The organism is Burkholderiales bacterium (genome assembly GCA_035518095.1).
Taxonomy (GTDB): domain Bacteria; phylum Pseudomonadota; class Gammaproteobacteria; order Burkholderiales; family JAHFRG01; genus JAHFRG01.
The window spans coordinates 12,640-28,649 of sequence record DATIXX010000056.1 but is presented as its reverse complement, the minus strand read 5'-3'; the positions used below and the strand labels follow the sequence as shown (position 1 = coordinate 28,649).

Sequence of the window (16,010 nt, the reverse complement as noted above, 5' to 3'; positions counted from 1 at the left end):
TCTTCCTGGGCGTTTCATTCTCTTGACGCTTTGTTGCTCCTTAAGCATGCGCGGCGGCTTGCAACAAAAGTTTCCGCACCGGCGCCGGAACCGCTGCGCGCTGGGCGTCTTCGAGACTGAGCCACAGCTGTCCCGGTTCCGCCGCTTGCACTCTCACGCCGTCGACCTGCAGCAGCACCGGCCGGATATCAAGCTCAAAATGGCTGAAGCCGTGCTTAAGCACCGGCAACCACTTCTGGCGTTTCACACGCGCCGCGAATCGCGCCACGCAGGCGGCGCGAACTTCCTCTTCGGCCGCAATTTCCGGAAAGCTCCACATGCTTGCCCAGACTCCCGCGGGCGGCCGTTTTTGCAGCAACACCTCGCCGTTATGCAACATGATCAGCATCACCGTTTGCCTGCGCGGCAGCGCCGTCGCGGGTTTGGGCGTTGGCAATGCGTTTGTCTTGTTGGCTTTAAATGCGACGCAGTCGCAGTTCAACGGGCACGCGTGACACCGCGGATTGCGTCTCAAGCAAACGCCGGCGCCCAAATCCATCAACCCCTGTGTGTAAGTCCGGATAGCTTTGGTCGGGAGTAGCGCTTCAGTCTTGCGCCACAGTCTCTCTTGCACGCTATTTTCGCCCGGGTAACCGACGACGCCGAAGCAACGTGCCAGGACTCTTTTCACGTTGCCATCAAGTATGGCACGCCTTTGCTTATAGGCGAAAACGCCGATCGCTGCAGCGGTAGAGCGGCCGACACCGGGCAGCTCCAAAATACTGTCGTAATTGCGCGGGAAGCGGCCGTGGTGTTTTTCCATGATGATGCGCGCGGCGCGGTGCAAGTTTACGGCGCGGGCGTAATAGCCCAAACCGCTCCACACAGCGAGAACGTCGTCGAGACGAGCGCGCGCCAAGCATTTTATGTCGGGGAAACGGGCAACAAATCGCAAGTAGTATGAACTGACGGTTGCGACCTGGGTCTGTTGCAACATGATTTCGGAAAGCCATATGCGATAGGGATCGCGGGTGTCTTGCCAGGGCAAATTATGGCGGCCGTGGCGTTTTTGCCAGGTAATTATGCGAAGCGCGAAGTTAGACACCGATTAAATCAATTGCAGCAGAACTGATGATAAGGAACACGATAACATCAAATGAACACGATTTCCGCGCTTGTAGCGATTTGAAACCATCAGATCCTGGGATCCAGTTAATGAGATGCGGCTCTATGGGGCGGCGTCATCTTGGCTTCCAGGCGCTTGTTATTTAAAAAGACCCTTAAGTTCGTTCTCAAGATTTTTCTTAACCGCCTGCTCGGCTTTCCGTTTCACAACTGCAGTAACCGCTCCGGCAAAATCAAGACTGTATTGCGGGGATTTCAACGGCCCTGAAATACGCACCGGAATGGTCACCCCCTTGAGTGAAGCGAGTTCCGCCCCGCCCTGACCTTTGCCGCTCGCCACCACGGACACCTTGGCCAAGTAGTTTAGGCTGTCTGTGCCGATATTGATATCGCCGGCTCCCGTCAGACGCAATAGTGGGGATTTCATTAACAAGTCGTCATTATGCGCCACGCCCCGCTTGATAATAAAGCTTGCTTTCAGCTCGGTGAAATCAGTCTTTTGTGTTTTGTCCGCAACCTGCGTTTGCTGACCCTTGAGCACGCCCAGTTTGGCCTTGAAGACGCGTATCGTCTCGCCGATGTTGATGCCTTTCACAGCACCGTCAGTGAGATTGAGCGCCGCCTTGCCGTCCAGTGCCCTTTTCATGGCCTCCACCGTGTCGCCCCGGGTGCTGACATCAAGCGACGCGCTTCCCTTGCCTTCGAGCATGTCATAACCGGTTGCATCCTTGAGTAACCGGCCCACGTTAATGCCTTTGAGATTTTGCCGGACTAATACCGCGGGCGTAGTCCGCGCGTTAATTCCAACGTTGCCGTCAGCCGATCCCTGGTAGAGATTGGCGGAGAGCGGATTAATTTCAAGCTTGCCGTCAACGGCTTTGAGATCTGCCCGGACTTTTTCTGCCTTGACGTTGGCTACCTTTAAGTCGCCTATTCGCAGGCTGCCATTGGCGTTAAATTTTCTCAGCGCGGAGAAATCGAGCGGTTTTTCCTGCTGTTTCGTTTCGGCCGGCTTGGCTTCCGCCTGCTGTGTAGCCTGTTTCGGCGGCATATAGCGATCCACATCCAGCTTATCGATATCCAGGTCAAAGCTGATCGCCGGTTTGGAAAATCCCACGACACCGAGCTTGGCCTTGAGGGCGCTGTCCGCTACTTTTCCGGAAAGATTGACTTGGACATTTTGTTTTTCCAGATCCGCTACGGCAGAACCTTTGAGTCCACCGCTTAAATTTTTGACCGGCAGATCGGGCGCAACAAGAACGAAGCTGCCCGCAATGTTGGGAAGGTTGAACTGCTGCGCCTGAACATTGCCGGATACAGGGGTGGTGAGCTTGGCCTTCATCGTCCGCTCGCCCTGTTTGGCATCCAATTGCAAATTAACTGTACCCGTCTTGAACGCCCGCGGCGTGCCTTCCGGTCCGGGAATAGCCAAGCTCGCGACCACATTGGAATCGGTGCCGGTCATTTTTGCGACGAGCGTAACCTTATCGCCGGAAAATTTCTCATTCAGCAGGCGCAGGCGGGGCGCCTCGAGTCGGACATTCAGATTCTTCGCTTGTTGCACGCCGGTCGCCTCTAGTTTGAAATTGTCGGCGGCAAATTCCTTGCTTTGTAGCTTGGCGTTGACGTTCCCGGAAGCATTAATTGCGACATCACTGATCCCCGCGGCCTTACCCCTGACCGCCAAATTCAGACTCTGCAGCAAATACTGCTGATTATCGAGATTAAATGTCAGCCGCGTCTTGATCTGGGTGGACAAGTCAAATGCCGGCCGATTACCCTGCACGTTGAAACCCAGTTCAACATTAAACGGTACACCGTTGGCGATTCTTCCGGTCGTTAGAGTGAGACCGTGTAAAGCGTATTTTGCCCCGGTCTTTTCGTCCAAGTAGTTAACAGTGGTGTTCTCCACGCTGACATGATCGATATCGAACTTGAGCTGCTCGGGTTTCCCGGGTTCTGCTTGTCCGCCTGGGGAACCGCCGGTCGCCGGCACGCCCAGTAGATCACTCATATTTGTCGCGCCATCCTTAAAGCGAATCAGGTTCACACGCACGCCTCGAAGTGCGATTTCGTCCACCACCACCTGCCTGCTGAGAAGAGGAAGAAGCTTGAGCGAGACGCGTGCGGTGTCTACTGCGATGGATTCCTTATCGCTCTTGTACTCGCTTAAAGACAGGGCACCCAGCTTGACCCCAATGCTAGGGAAGAAACTTAATTTGATGTCGCCTAATTGCAGCGTACGTTGTGTCTTGTCTTTTACCAGCTGCACGATTTGCGGCTTGTATTGATTGGGGTCAAAAGTTAGGGCGATATAGGCGGCAACACCTATCAGCACAACGACGAGGGCGGCGATGGAGAGCAATATTTCTTTGAGAACTTTGTTCATGGTCTACGCGGACAGGGTTAAATGGATAGCAAAGCTTGGTGTATGTTTCTTAAATTAACATTATAACAGCCTAAAATAACCCGGACTTTAGCGGCTGTTCCACAACAGAAATTGAAAAAATGCTGCGGCTCCGCGTTTATCTTCTACGCTTGTCGGAGCGTGGTATATAATTCAGTAGTCAGTTAATTGTTCCCTTCCTTTCAGCGACGAGGAGAACGCTATGATGACGCGCGATGAATATGTGCAAAAATTGAAGGCTCAGCTCGACCAATGGAACGGTGAAATCGCCAAGTGGGAAGAAAAGTCCCGAGCCGCTCAAACCAAGTTAAAGGCTGATTATGATAAGCAGCTCAAGGCTTTTCGCTCGCGTCGCGACGAAGCGATGCAACAGCTACGAAAAGTTCAGGCAGCATCGGGCGAGGCATGGATGGACGTGATGCACGGTGCAGACGAGGCTTGGACGAGGTTAAGCGAAGCATTCTCCAAGGCGCGCTCGCATTTTGAAAAGAAAGAACGCGAATAAGCGAAACTCCGGCTTGTGGTCGCCGTTTGACCTGACAAAGCTCGCGCTAAGCCGGGGCGTCTAACTTCCGCCCGGCTTCATCTGAAGTCGACTGCAATCCGATATTAACGCCGGTGAATACGGGACTGTCTGCCGGAACGCCGTAGGCGACGACGCTCATTTTTTGATTTTGCGCGCAGCGCCGTGGCCCGGAGCCGAGCCCGATGATGACGGGAACCCCCTTTTGCGGTTGAGACGGGTGCCGAACAGCGCGCGCTTGCCGATCTGACTCGCATCGGACGCGAGCGATGGAGCGGGTGATGGGAATCGAACCCACGTCTAAAGCTTGGGAAGCTGTCGTTCTGCCATTGAACTACACCCGCCTACCCTATTAATTCTACGGGGAGACCACCCCACAGGGCAATTCACAGTTACAAACGGTGGGGCAATTACTAGAGTGTTACAGTCAGCGGGTGTTAACTGTCGAACAATTACAGACGGTAGGGGTGGTAACTGTTGTGACTGCCTTGATATTGAATACGCCTGTCTCTGAACTGCTGTTTAAACGGCCGCTACCAAATTTGGTTATTCCCGGTTAGCTGGTCGAAGACTCTCTCACATTGAATCGTATATCTCACCACTGTAGCCATTGTAAGGCACTGAGACGACAATTCGATACTTCCCACCCCCGCTTCTCGAGCTTGACTTGAATTACTTGCAGGATGACAACGCAAAAGGCAGAATTCGACAGATTAGGCACCACTTTTGGTGTCCATTTTTAGTTAGACGCTGTGGCTGAGCCAGTCGCCGAAGCGCGTTGTTCCAAGTCGAGGGTTTTTACCCGGAGTGAGGCTTTGATCGTTCACGTTTATGCCGTAGTAGAGCGCGCGGGCGTCGGTGATCACTTTTCGGGCGTCCCCGTTTGCGCTGAGGAATTGCCGGACCAGCTCATCCATACGGATCGGTTCAGGACCCGCCAGATCGATGGTGCTGTTCAACGGCTTCGCAAGAGCCACATCGACCAAGACGTCGGCGACATCGTCCGACACGATGGGCTGCATCATGGCCGCTGGAAGCCGGACGGTCTGCCCTTCGGTGGCCGACTGGGCAATGCCGTTCACGAACTCGAAGAACTGAGTGGAACGAACGATCGTGTAAGGGATCGAGGACGCTTTGATCAGGTTTTCCTGAGCCATCTTCGCCCGGAAGTAACCGTTCGCGAGCAAGCGGTCGGTGCCGACAACGGACAACGCCACATGATGTCCGACCCCGGCGGCTGCTTCCGCGGCCCGGAGGTTGCATCCCGACGTTTCGAAGAACTCCAGGACGGCCTTGTCCTCCCACGAAGGCGCATTCGCGACATCGACGACGACCTGCGCGCCGACGAGCGCCTTAGCAAGCCCCTCGCCGGTGACTGAGTTGATTCCCTTCGAAGGTGAAGCGGCCACGGCCTCATGGCCCTTGTCGCGAAGCTTTTTCACGACTTTAGTTCCGATACGTCCAGTGCCACCGATGACGACGATTTTCATGTTGTACTCCTAATCTTGATGGTTGCTCACTGTGTGGAAGTTCTCGATGTGCGCTCAGGGCCGTCTAACCAAAAATTTCGCAACCCTGCGGGACTTGATCAGACGTTCCGTAGTCAACAGCGAATTAACCTTCCTTGATTTTGATAGGTATATAAATTGTCGCGTCGTTGCGTTTTACCAACAGCGCGATTGTCTTGTCTGTACCCGCTTCACCGAGCAGCTTTTTGAATTGCGCGGTATCTTTGACTTCGTTGTTGTTAAGCGCGAGTATCACATCCCCCGGCTGAATACCGGCCTTGGCTGCGAGACCGGAGACATCCTTCACCAATAAGCCGTGGTCTACGTCCAGTTCCTGTTTTTGCTCGGCATTAAGATTATTCAGCACCAGTCCAAGACGGTTCGCACTCGGATTCTCTTGCTCGCCGTTCGCGGCAACCGTTTCGGAAGGCATCTCGCCGATTACTGCGCTCAATGTCCTTGAAGTTCCTTTACGCCAAATCTGCAGTTGCACCCGCGTTCCCGGGTGTGTTGCGGCAACCACCCGTGATAGGTCAACCGGATCCCCCAGCGTCTTGCCATTGTACTTCTGTATCACGTCACCCGGCTGAAGCCCAGCCCGCTCCGCAGCACTGCCCTTCTCCACGGAAGCGATCAACACTCCGGAAGGACTCGACAAACCGAATGACTGAGCCAGCTCCGCAGTGAGCGGCTGAATGCCCACTCCCAGCCTGCCGCGGGTCACCTTGCCGTGCTCGCGCAACTGCGTGCCCACCTCCATAGCGACATCGATGGGAATCGCAAATGACAATCCCATATAGCCGCCCGTACGGCTCCAGATTTGCGAATTAATACCGACCACTTGACCTTGAAGATTAAACAAGGGTCCGCCGGAGTTGCCCGGATTGATCGGTACATCGGTTTGAATGAATGGCACGTAGTTCTCATCGGGCAGCTCTCTGCCCTTGGCGCTTACGATGCCGGCAGTCACGCTGTTCTCAAAACCGAACGGCGAACCGATTGCGACAACCCACTGACCGACCTTGAGCTTGGACGAATCGCCGATCTCAACTTTCGGTAAATCGGTGGCGTTAATTTTGAGCAGGGCAACATCGCTGCGCTGGTCAAGTCCAATTACCTTCGCCTTGAACTCGCGTTTGTCGGTTAATTTAACTGTTATATCCTCGGCATCGTTCACCACGTGCGCATTGGTCAAAATATAGCCATCGCCGCTAATGATGAATCCCGAACCCAGCGAATGGCCTTGGTATTCCTGCGGGCCAGGAACCGTAGGCGGGAAAAAGCGGTGGAAAAACTGGTAGAACGGATCGTCCTTTGGAAGATTGAACATCGGGCCGTATCCCATTTGCTCGTGTATGGTTTGGGTGGTGCTGATATTGACCACCGCCGGACCCTCTCTTTGCACCAATGAAGTGAAATCCGGGAGCGATGCGGCGCTGGCCGGCGCGCTAGACGATGAAACCTGCGGCGGCACCTGCCGCGTCTGCCCCTGATTCGGCTGTGTGCACGCTGCAAGCGATAATAGAAAAATTACAAGAAACTTGGTTTTGTTTACGCGCCCAAGCATGCCTTTCTCCTCAAATTATTGAATTTAAACATGACCGTCTCTTGATGTGCGGCAATGCCATCAAGCTCCTCCGCCGCGCCACGACCCGCAGTCAAATTTTTTAGTCCGGTTTCAACTCAAGGCCCATTGGCGCAACAGACACTCATCGCCGTCAATCTATACTCTAGAGCTTGAAATGCCAGAATTGTTCCCTCAAACGCCCCATTTTCAAGACCTAAAATCCTTGCAAAATGACCCCGGCGTGCGCGAGCTCGCCTGTTTTCTGTTTACCTATGGGGTATTGCCGCGTGATAAAATGAGTTTTTGGTATTCCATTTTGCATAGTCACAAGGTGATTGCACTTTCCATCAACGGCAAGCGGCAGCAGTTTGACGACCGCATAAGCATTGCTCAAGTGCTGGAGCGGCTGGAGCTCAAAGGAAAACGCCTCGCGCTGGAAAGAAACGGCGAAATCGTACCGCGCAGCCGTTTCAAGCAGGAAATGCTTTGTGATGGCGACAAGCTCGAAATTGTTATTGCAGTCGGTGGGGGCTAAACTGCGGTGACGAGTCAGGTGTTGGGAGTAAGCAGTAAATGCCCGTGATTTAACACCTCACCCTTTAGGTTTTACTTCCTACGAATTCGATATGGACAATTTAATAATCGCTGGCAAGTCCTATACGTCCCGCCTGCTCGTCGGCACCGGGAAGTATAAAAATTTTGCTGAGACGCGCGCCGCAATTGAGGCAAGCGGTACGCAAATTGTGACGGTGGCAATACGCCGTACCAACATCGGCCAGAACGCCAAGGAGCCCAGCCTACTTGATTTCATTCCGCCTTCCCGCTACACGCTTCTTCCGAACACCGCGGGCTGCTACAGCGCGGAAGACGCGGTGCGCACGCTGCGCCTTGCGCGCGAGTTGCTTGACGGCCACAGTCTCGTGAAGCTCGAAGTGCTGGGCGACCCGCACACGCTCTACCCGAACGTGGTTGAAACGCTGAGTGCCGCGGAAAAGCTGGTGAAAGAAGGCTTCAAGGTAATGGTTTACACTTCGGATGATCCAATTGTTGCCAAGCAGCTCGAGGAGACGGGTTGCATCGGAATTATGCCATTGGCCTCGTTGATCGGCTCGGGAATGGGAATCCTCAATCCGTATAATCTGCAAATTATCATTGAAAACGCCAAGGTGCCCGTGCTTGTGGACGCGGGGGTCGGCACCGCTTCGGATGCCACGGTTGCCATGGAGCTGGGCTGCGACGGCGTGCTGATGAATACCGCAATCGCCGCTGCGCGGGATCCCGTTCTGATGGCGTGTGCAATGAAAAAAGCCGTCGAAGCTGGACGCGAAGCGTATCTCGCGGGGCGCATGCCGAAGCGACTTTATAGCGCAGTGCCCAGCTCCCCAACCAAGGGCATAATCGCCGCCAGCGGCAAGAATCAAGCTGCGTAAATCATGCTTTGCGAACCCGCTGCCTCAAGCGAATACACTGCTATGCGCACTATTCGCAGCTTTGTCCTTCGTCAGGGAAGAATTTCCAAAGCCCAGAGTCGCGCTTACCGCGAACTTCTTCCAAAATACGGTGTTCCCTATTCCGAAGGCGCTTTGAATCTGGACCGGCTGTTTGGTCGCAATGCGCCTAAAATTTTGGAAATTGGCTTCGGCATGGGCGAATCAAGCGCGGTTATCGCACAGGCTAATCCGCAACATGATTATTTGGGTATCGAAGTGCATACGCCGGGTGTGGGAAGTCTGCTAAACAAGATCGAAGCCGCACGCATAACCAATTTCCGCGTGATCCAGCACGATGCAACGGAGGTCGTACGAAACATGATTCCTCCGGCCTCGCTGTACGGCATTCACATTTTTTTTCCCGACCCCTGGCCCAAAAGACGCCATCACAAGCGGCGTCTAATCCAGCCTGATTTAGTAGCGTTGCTGTGCGAGCGGCTCAAAACCGGCGGTTATCTGCACCTCGCGACCGACTGGAAAGATTACGCTGAGCACATTTTATCGGTGTTGGGCAGTGAACCACAGTTAGCCAACACCGCACGGGATTACGCGCAACTCCCGAAATACCGTCCACTCACCAAATTTGAGCAGCGGGGATTGAGGCTCGGACACCCGGTCTGGGATATCGTATTCACAAAGCTGTAACCCGGAACGTTAGGGTAAAAATAATTGCAGGGTATCGTTCAAAAAGCGCTGTCCGAGCGGGGTCGGCGCTATGCGCTGAAAATTCCTTTCGATCAGGCCAAGTTGTTCGGCAGTGGCGAGTTGCTTTTGCAGCTGAGTAATTGGAAGGCCGGTACGCTCTTCAAATAAGGCAATGGGAAAACCGCCAATTAGACGCAGTGCATTCAACATGAACTCAAATTCCAGATCGCGATTTGTAACGTCGTGCGCGTCCTGCACCGGCTTTCCCTGGAGTGCGTGGCTCATGTAGTCCTTCGGCTGCTTGTAGCGAGCCTGGCGAACGATGCTCCGCTTGAAGCTAATCTTGCTGTAAGCGCCTGCGCCGATGCCGAGATAGTCGCCAAATAGCCAATAGTTCATATTGTGCCGGGACTGGAAATCGGTTTTCGCGAACGCAGAAGTCTCATAATGCTGGTAGCCGTGCGCCCCGAGCTCTTCTTCTATCATCTCTTGCATTTCAGCGCTTGATTCATCGTCAGGCAGCTGCGGCGGATTGCGGTGAAAAAGCGTATTCGGCTCGATGGTCAAATGGTAGGCGGATATATGCTGGGGTGAAAAAGAAATCGCATTTTTGATGTCCTGTCGAGCTTCGTCCGCCGTTTGACCGGGCAGCGCATATATCAAATCGAGATTTAAATTGTCGAAAAGTTTTTGTGCGGTTTCAACAGCTCGGAATGCGTCTTGTTCATTGTGAATTCGTCCCAACGCCTTTAGATGTCGTGGGTTGAAGCTTTGCACCCCGATAGACAGGCGATTTATGCCGGCACAACGCAGCGCGGCAAATTTCTGCACTTCAAACGTGCCCGGATTGGCTTCAAGGGTAATCTCGGCGCACGGCTCGACGGGCAACAGCGCGCGCACCGCTGTAAGAATTGCTTCAATTGTCTGCGCCTGAAAGATACTGGGCGTGCCCCCTCCGAAAAACACGCTTTGAATCCTGCGCCCCTGGACCTGCGGCAGTGCGGTTTCCAGATCGGAGACCAGCGCCTCGACATACTCCGTCTCAGGAACCGTCATGCGTGCTTCATGTGAATTGAAGTCACAATAAGGGCATTTCTTTACGCACCAGGGAATATGAATATACAGGGCCAGCGGCGGCAACGCTTCCAAAAATCGTGACGGGTGACTCGTAACCGTTGCAGCATAGGCTCCGGTTTCGGAATTCCTTTCTTTTTGCGCGTTACGCATCACTCATTACTCGTTATGCGCAGTCTGCAGCATGGCCACAAGTTTCTTGAGTGCCGTGCCACGGTGACTGATTTCGTTTTTCACTTCCAATGGCAGCTCGGCAGCGGTCTTGCCAAGCTCCGGCACGTAAAAAAGTGGATCGTAGCCGAAGCCGTTTTCCCCGCGCGGTTCATGCAGGATCTCGCCGTGCCATGAGCCTTCGGCAACCAGCGGCTGCGGGTCGTCGGGATGACGCACCAAGGCCATTACGCAGTGGTAATACGCGCGCCGGTTAGTTGCGGCGTGCAGCACTTGAAGTAGCTTTAGATTATTGCGCTCGTCAGACTTCGGTTCGCCTGCATAGCGCGCGGAAAGCGCGCCCGGACCGCCGTTCAGCACTTCCACGCAAATCCCGGAATCGTCGGCGATCGCCGGCAGGCCACTGCACCTGCTGGCCTGGCGCGCCTTGCTGAGCGCATTGTCCATGAAATTTTCATGCGGCTCCTCCGCTTCGGGAACATTAAAAGCCGACTGTGGCACCGCCTCAATATTGAGCCCCGCAAGCAGCACCTTAATCTCGCGCAGCTTTCCGGGGTTGTTGCTGGCTATGACCAGTTTTTGCACGGATTAAAACCTGTTAACCGCAGTGGACGCAAAGGAAACCAAAAACCGGGCAACATGACATTAAAATGATTTGTCTTTGCATCCTCCGCAGCAAATGCCTTACTTAACTTTCAACGCCGCTTTTTGCCTGGCAATGAGCTGCCGGATACCGTATCGCGCTAGATCGAGCATGGCATCCATCTGTTCGCGGTTGAACGGGTCGCCTTCAGCGGTGCCCTGGATTTCGACCACGCCTCCGTTCCCGGTCATCACCACGTTCATATCGGTATCGCACGCCGAGTCTTCCCGGTAATCGAGATCCAGTACCGGCCTTCCTTCGTACATGCCGACTGAAATGGCAGCGACAAAATCGGTCAGCGGCGACGAGTTAATTAATTTCTGTTTTCGCAGTTTGCTTACCGCATCGTGCAATGCCACAAAAGCGCCTGTGATGCTCGCGGTGCGGGTGCCGCCGTCCGCCTGGATCACGTCGCAATCTATCTGGATGGTACGGTCGCCCAGTTTTTGCAAATCGACCACTGCGCGCAACGCCCGCCCGATGAGCCGCTGTATCTCCTGCGTGCGGCCGGATTGCTTGCCGCTCGCAGCTTCGCGTTGGATGCGGATGCCTGTGGAACGGGGCAGCATGCCATATTCGGCGGTCACCCAGCCCTGGTTTTTTCCTTTAAGGAATGGCGGCACCTTTTCGTCCACGCTCGCCGTACATATCACCCGGGTATCGCCGCATTCAATCAAAACGGAACCTTCCGCGTGCTTGGTGTAATTGCGTAAAATCCGGACTTCGCGCAACTCGTTGGGTTTGCGTCCGCCAGAACGCGTGGTCATTTAGAATATTTCCCAATGGTATCCCGGATTTCGGCAATCGCCTGCTCGATTTCCTCGTCGGTGACCGCGGGAGTCTCATGCGTGCTATCGAAACCGCTAATTCGTGTCGTGAACGCAGTGGCGGGCATGGTTTGAGTAGAAACCTCAAAATCGGGCGCTGCAGTGGAATCCACGCTCCACATCATGCCGATAGCACTGATATTGTCGCTCTTGTCCCCCGCACGCGATTCAGCTTTTTCAATCAGGCGCTGTACGGCCTGGATGACCGGATAACCGGAAACGACGGCAAGGATTTCATTGTCGCTAAGCGGGCTCCATAAGCCGTCGCTGCATAATAAAAAAGTATCACCGTGCCGCATGCGTGTTTTGCCGGAGAGCTCCACCTCCGGCGGTGCGGACCCTCCAAGGCAGTTATAAACCTTGTTGCGCTCAGGGTGCACCGCCGCCTGTTTTTGGCTAATGCTGCCATTGTCCAGCATATCCTGTAACTTGGAGTGGTCGCGAGTTCGCGTCACCAGTTTTGCGCCGCGGAACAGATACAAGCGCGAATCCCCGGCGTGCGCCCAGTAAGCGACGTCGTCCTGCACGATGCATGCGACACACGTTGTACGCGGCGTGTCCTGTAAACGATGATTGCTGGCATAGCTCAAAATCGCACGGTGCGCATTTTCAAATGCATATTCAAGGAACAATTGCGGTTTTTTAAGCTTCGGTTTAGCGTGTCTTTCGAAGCTCTCGGAGATGAGCTGCACCGCAAATTGCGCCGCCACTTCTCCGTTCAGGTGCCCGCCCATGCCGTCGGCGAGCACCATCAGCAACGCGTCGCGACTGTAGGAATAGGCGATGCGGTCTTGGTTGTATCGCCTGCCACCGATCCGGCTGCTCTGATAGATGGTGAATTTCACTCAGAGCCTCTAACATAATGAATCGAACACTGCGACGGCCGCGATTTCGGATGCAGGCCGCGAAGCAAGCCGCGCAGTTGGGTTATTCTCCAATAAGCGGCGAGTGACAAAGGCATGCGCCGAAATCCGCGCCGTCCCTGCGGGTTGCGGCCAAAAAGCGCGCTTGCTTTGTTGCTCGCCTTACTCGATGTCCCGGCATCGAGTTGCGCCTCGCGTCGCGCATTCATCGCTTTTTGGCCAGCAACGCAAATCCGTTTCATTATGTTAGAGGCTCATTATTGCTGCCAAGGCCGAACTTGCTGCGCAAGTTCATCAGAAAATTTTTCTTTGGGGCTTTCTTGGGTTCTTCTATCAAGATCTTTTGCAGAGCGTACACGCTCGGCGGTCGCTGCTGTGGATCGAGGCGCAAGCACCAATCTATAATCTCCAACAACTCGTCAGAGTATTCGCCATGCCATTTTTCCTTGGCAGGTTGCTGCTTGTCCTCAAACAACCGGGCATCAGCGGGTTGCGGAGCGACGCCCGCAAGGCATGAGTAAATGCTGGCCCCCACACTATAGATGTCGCTCCATGGCCCCAGCAGTTCCAGGCCCTGGTACTGCTCGGGAGGGGCGAAACCCGGCGTATACATGGGGTTCAATTTAGGGCTGTCGCGAGTCAAAGTCTGGCGCGCCGCGCCGAAGTCCAGGAGCACCGGGGATCCGTCTACCGCGCGCAAATAGATGTTCGCGGGCTTGATATCCAGGTGCAGTAGCTTGTGCGTATGCACTTCCCGCAGGCCGTTTAGCAAGTGTCCGAATATGCGGCGGATAAAGCTCTCGCCGATGGTGTGCTTGTGCGACTGGATTTGCTTCTGCATGGTTCTGCCGCGCTCGTACCGCATCACCATGTAAACAGTTTCATTCGCGCGGAAAAAGTTCAGTACTCGCACCACGTTGGGATGGACGATCCGCGCCAACGCCCTGCCTTCCTCGAAGAAACAGCGCATGCCGAAACGAAAGACTGCTTGGTTCTCATCGGAAATAGCATGTACCGCAAAACCATCTCTGCGCAAAGCCAAAGCGCTTGGCAGATATTCTTTGATCGCTACAAGTTTATCGTGTTCATCGAAGGCGCGGTAAACCAAGCTGAAACCTCCGCGGCTAAGTTGCTTGTCGATGCGGTAATTCAGCAACTGGAAACCGTCTGGAAGCGCCACATTGGCCTGTGAATTCATGCCGAATAAGGATATGCTAATGTTTTGAAATGCCCATTATTGTCGGTATTTGCGCGGTTAAAGTAAAGCGCTGTTAAAGAAAACATATGATCCACAGCATGACCGGTTTTGCCGTAACAACTAAAGACCTTGAACAAGGGACCCTGAATTTGGAATTACGCTCGGTTAATCACCGTTACCTCGACATCCAAATGCGGCTACCGGAGGAGCTAAGATTGCTCGAGCCTGTACTGCGCGACCTCATCGTCAGCGAAGTGGGCCGCGGCAAGGTAGATTGCCGGTTAGGTTTCGAGCCATTGACCACCACGCCGCACGCGCCGCGACTCAACGCGAATCTCCTAAAACAACTTTCCGAATTAAATCTCGAGGTAAAGGCCGCTCTGCCCGATGCCGGGAGTTTAAGTGCAGCTGACATCTTGCAGTGGCCCGGCATGCTGAGCGGCGACGTTCTATCGCCGGAAACTTTGCGCGACACTTGCGTCGCGCTACTCAAAAACGCGCTTAGTGAGCTCAACCAGACTCGCCGCCGCGAAGGCGAAAAACTCAAGGCTTTGCTGCTTGGTCGAATCGAAAAAATGGAGCAACTGGTGTTCGGGATAACTCAGCGCCTTCCTGAAATCATGGCCGCTTACCGGGAAAAGCTCGGCGGCCGCCTGCAGGAAGCGCTGATTAATCTCGAGGATGAACGAATTCGGCAGGAATTTGCGGTGTTTGCCACAAAGGTCGACGTGGACGAGGAATTGACGCGCCTGTGCTCTCATCTTGTCGAAAGCAAAAGAATCTTGGACCGCGGCGGCGCAGTGGGCAAGCGCATGGATTTCTTAATGCAGGAACTGAACCGCGAAGCCAATACGTTAGGTTCAAAGTCGGTGGACACCGAGGTTTCGCGCGTGGCGATAGAACTTAAGGTGCTGATCGAACAAATGCGCGAGCAAATCCAAAATATCGAGTGAGGCTTGCGGCATGAGGATGGAGGAGTGTTCCAGTGTAGGTTTAATTAATGTCAATAAAAATTTTGCCTTCACTGTTTTACCGCTTACACCTTACCCTGCGCACTTTACCGTATCATGACCGGCATCCTTTTTGTCGTTACTGCAGCATCCGGCGCAGGCAAGACAAGCCTAGTGCGCGCACTTTTAAAAAACGACCACCAGCTGATTAAATCCGTTTCCTACACCACGCGGCCAGCGCGTCCCGGCGAGGAAGACGGAAAACATTACAATTTTGTGACTCAGGCAAAATTCGCAGATATGATCCATCGGGGTGAGTTCATTGAGCATGCCGAAGTACATGACCATAGCTATGGTACTTCGAAAAGCTGGATTGAGCACGCCATCCTGGGTGGATATGACATGCTCCTGGAGATCGACTGGCAAGGGGCGCAACAGGTGCGCCGTATCTTTCCAGAGGCGGTCGGCATCTTCATCCTGCCGCCGTCGCTTGCCTCACTGGAAGAGCGCCTCACCGTACGCGGCCAGGATAATGCCGAGGTCATCGCGAACCGTGTTAAGGCTGCGCGCGCCGAAATGGGCCATGTAAATGAGTTTGAATATGTTATCATTAACGATAAGTTCGAGCAGGCTGTGCAGGATCTCCAATGCATCGTTCGCAGCTGTCGGCTGAAGCTGAAGCCACAACTCGAGCGTTACCGGGACTTGATTAGCCGCCTGAAATGATTTGCGAGAGGGGCAATGGCGCGCATTACTGTTGATGATTGTTTGAAAAAGATTCCCAACCGATTTGAGCTGACGTTGGCCGCAACCTACCGAGCCAGGCAACTCGCCACCGGGGCGAGCCCGATGCTGGAGGCCAATAAAGACAAATCCACGGTTATTGCCCTGCGCGAGATTGCGCAAGGTTTGGTCGGGGTCGATATCCTGCACAAGTCCCAAACATAGCCAGTAGCCAGCAATCATAAAAGCAGGTCAGGCATGGCGGCAACGTACCGCTGATTGCTGAAGGCTGCGCCGATCACTGATGGTTGACAGCA

The 16,010-nt window shown here is 54.2% G+C and carries 16 protein-coding genes and 1 tRNA gene; 7 read left to right on the top strand and 10 right to left on the bottom strand.

Annotated features, from left to right (window positions below; translation table 11 throughout):
- Nucleotides 1-40: 40 nt before the first annotated feature.
- Nucleotides 41-1,084, bottom strand: a complete 1,044-nt coding sequence (gene mutY, locus VLV32_09470; protein HUL42112.1) for an A/G-specific adenine glycosylase — start codon at nt 1,082-1,084, stop codon at nt 41-43.
- A gap of 159 nt (nt 1,085-1,243) precedes the next feature.
- Complete coding sequence (locus tag VLV32_09465; protein ID HUL42111.1) at nt 1,244-3,493, bottom strand: AsmA family protein; 2,250 nt, start codon at nt 3,491-3,493, stop codon at nt 1,244-1,246.
- A gap of 220 nt (nt 3,494-3,713) precedes the next feature.
- Between VLV32_09465 and VLV32_09460 the strand changes: the two genes are divergently transcribed.
- Nucleotides 3,714-4,016, top strand: coding sequence for a hypothetical protein (locus VLV32_09460; protein HUL42110.1), 303 nt, complete (start codon nt 3,714-3,716; stop codon nt 4,014-4,016).
- A gap of 288 nt (nt 4,017-4,304) precedes the next feature.
- Here the strand turns inward: VLV32_09460 and VLV32_09455 are convergent.
- From VLV32_09455 to VLV32_09445, 3 genes are all read right to left on the bottom strand, one after another.
- Nucleotides 4,305-4,378: transfer RNA gene (locus VLV32_09455), tRNA-Gly, on the bottom strand.
- Nucleotides 4,379-4,777: 399 nt separating this feature from the next.
- Complete coding sequence (locus VLV32_09450) at nt 4,778-5,524, bottom strand: SDR family oxidoreductase (protein HUL42109.1); 747 nt, start codon at nt 5,522-5,524, stop codon at nt 4,778-4,780.
- Nucleotides 5,525-5,648: 124 nt separating this feature from the next.
- Nucleotides 5,649-7,109, bottom strand: coding sequence for a DegQ family serine endoprotease (locus tag VLV32_09445; GenBank protein ID HUL42108.1), 1,461 nt, complete (start codon nt 7,107-7,109; stop codon nt 5,649-5,651).
- A 175-nt stretch (nt 7,110-7,284) separates the two neighbouring features.
- Here VLV32_09445 and thiS point away from each other — a divergent pair, with 175 nt between their 5' ends.
- The 3 genes from thiS (at nt 7,285) to trmB (ending at nt 9,244) form a co-directional block, all read left to right on the top strand.
- Nucleotides 7,285-7,644 carry a sulfur carrier protein ThiS gene (gene thiS / locus VLV32_09440; GenBank protein ID HUL42107.1) on the top strand — a complete coding sequence of 120 codons (360 nt, stop codon included), beginning with the start codon at nt 7,285-7,287 and terminating at the stop codon, nt 7,642-7,644.
- A 91-nt stretch (nt 7,645-7,735) separates the two neighbouring features.
- Nucleotides 7,736-8,539 carry a thiazole synthase gene (locus VLV32_09435; GenBank protein ID HUL42106.1) on the top strand — a complete coding sequence of 268 codons (804 nt, stop codon included), beginning with the start codon at nt 7,736-7,738 and terminating at the stop codon, nt 8,537-8,539.
- A 3-nt stretch (nt 8,540-8,542) separates the two neighbouring features.
- Nucleotides 8,543-9,244 (top strand): tRNA (guanosine(46)-N7)-methyltransferase TrmB, encoded by a 702-nt coding sequence (gene trmB, locus VLV32_09430; GenBank protein HUL42105.1) that lies wholly within the window; start codon nt 8,543-8,545, stop codon nt 9,242-9,244.
- 9 nt (nt 9,245-9,253) lie between these two features.
- Here trmB and hemW read toward each other — a convergent pair whose 3' ends face one another.
- From hemW to VLV32_09405, 5 genes are all read right to left on the bottom strand, one after another.
- Nucleotides 9,254-10,471, bottom strand: coding sequence for a radical SAM family heme chaperone HemW (gene hemW / locus VLV32_09425; GenBank protein HUL42104.1), 1,218 nt, complete (start codon nt 10,469-10,471; stop codon nt 9,254-9,256).
- A gap of 6 nt (nt 10,472-10,477) precedes the next feature.
- Nucleotides 10,478-11,074: an RdgB/HAM1 family non-canonical purine NTP pyrophosphatase gene (gene rdgB, locus VLV32_09420; protein ID HUL42103.1), complete on the bottom strand. Its 597-nt coding sequence runs from the start codon at nt 11,072-11,074 to the stop codon at nt 10,478-10,480.
- A gap of 99 nt (nt 11,075-11,173) precedes the next feature.
- Complete coding sequence (gene rph, locus VLV32_09415) at nt 11,174-11,899, bottom strand: ribonuclease PH (protein ID HUL42102.1); 726 nt, start codon at nt 11,897-11,899, stop codon at nt 11,174-11,176.
- Nucleotides 11,896-12,804 carry a protein phosphatase 2C domain-containing protein gene (locus tag VLV32_09410; protein ID HUL42101.1) on the bottom strand — a complete coding sequence of 303 codons (909 nt, stop codon included), beginning with the start codon at nt 12,802-12,804 and terminating at the stop codon, nt 11,896-11,898. The genes rph and VLV32_09410 overlap by 4 nt, the downstream gene beginning before the upstream one ends.
- Nucleotides 12,805-13,063: 259 nt before the next feature.
- Nucleotides 13,064-14,020 carry a serine/threonine-protein kinase gene (locus VLV32_09405; protein ID HUL42100.1) on the bottom strand — a complete coding sequence of 319 codons (957 nt, stop codon included), beginning with the start codon at nt 14,018-14,020 and terminating at the stop codon, nt 13,064-13,066.
- 86 nt (nt 14,021-14,106) lie between these two features.
- On the opposite strand from VLV32_09405, the gene VLV32_09400 reads away from it, so the two are divergent.
- The 3 genes from VLV32_09400 (at nt 14,107) to rpoZ (ending at nt 15,918) form a co-directional block, all read left to right on the top strand.
- The gene (locus VLV32_09400; protein ID HUL42099.1) at nt 14,107-14,973 is read left to right on the top strand and encodes a YicC/YloC family endoribonuclease; all 867 of its coding nucleotides are present in this window, start codon (nt 14,107-14,109) and stop codon (nt 14,971-14,973) included.
- Nucleotides 14,974-15,087: 114 nt separating this feature from the next.
- Nucleotides 15,088-15,696 carry a guanylate kinase gene (gene gmk / locus VLV32_09395; protein ID HUL42098.1) on the top strand — a complete coding sequence of 203 codons (609 nt, stop codon included), beginning with the start codon at nt 15,088-15,090 and terminating at the stop codon, nt 15,694-15,696.
- Nucleotides 15,697-15,711: 15 nt separating this feature from the next.
- Nucleotides 15,712-15,918, top strand: a complete 207-nt coding sequence (rpoZ, locus tag VLV32_09390) for a DNA-directed RNA polymerase subunit omega (GenBank protein ID HUL42097.1) — start codon at nt 15,712-15,714, stop codon at nt 15,916-15,918.
- The last annotated feature ends 92 nt before the right edge of the window (nt 15,919-16,010 follow it).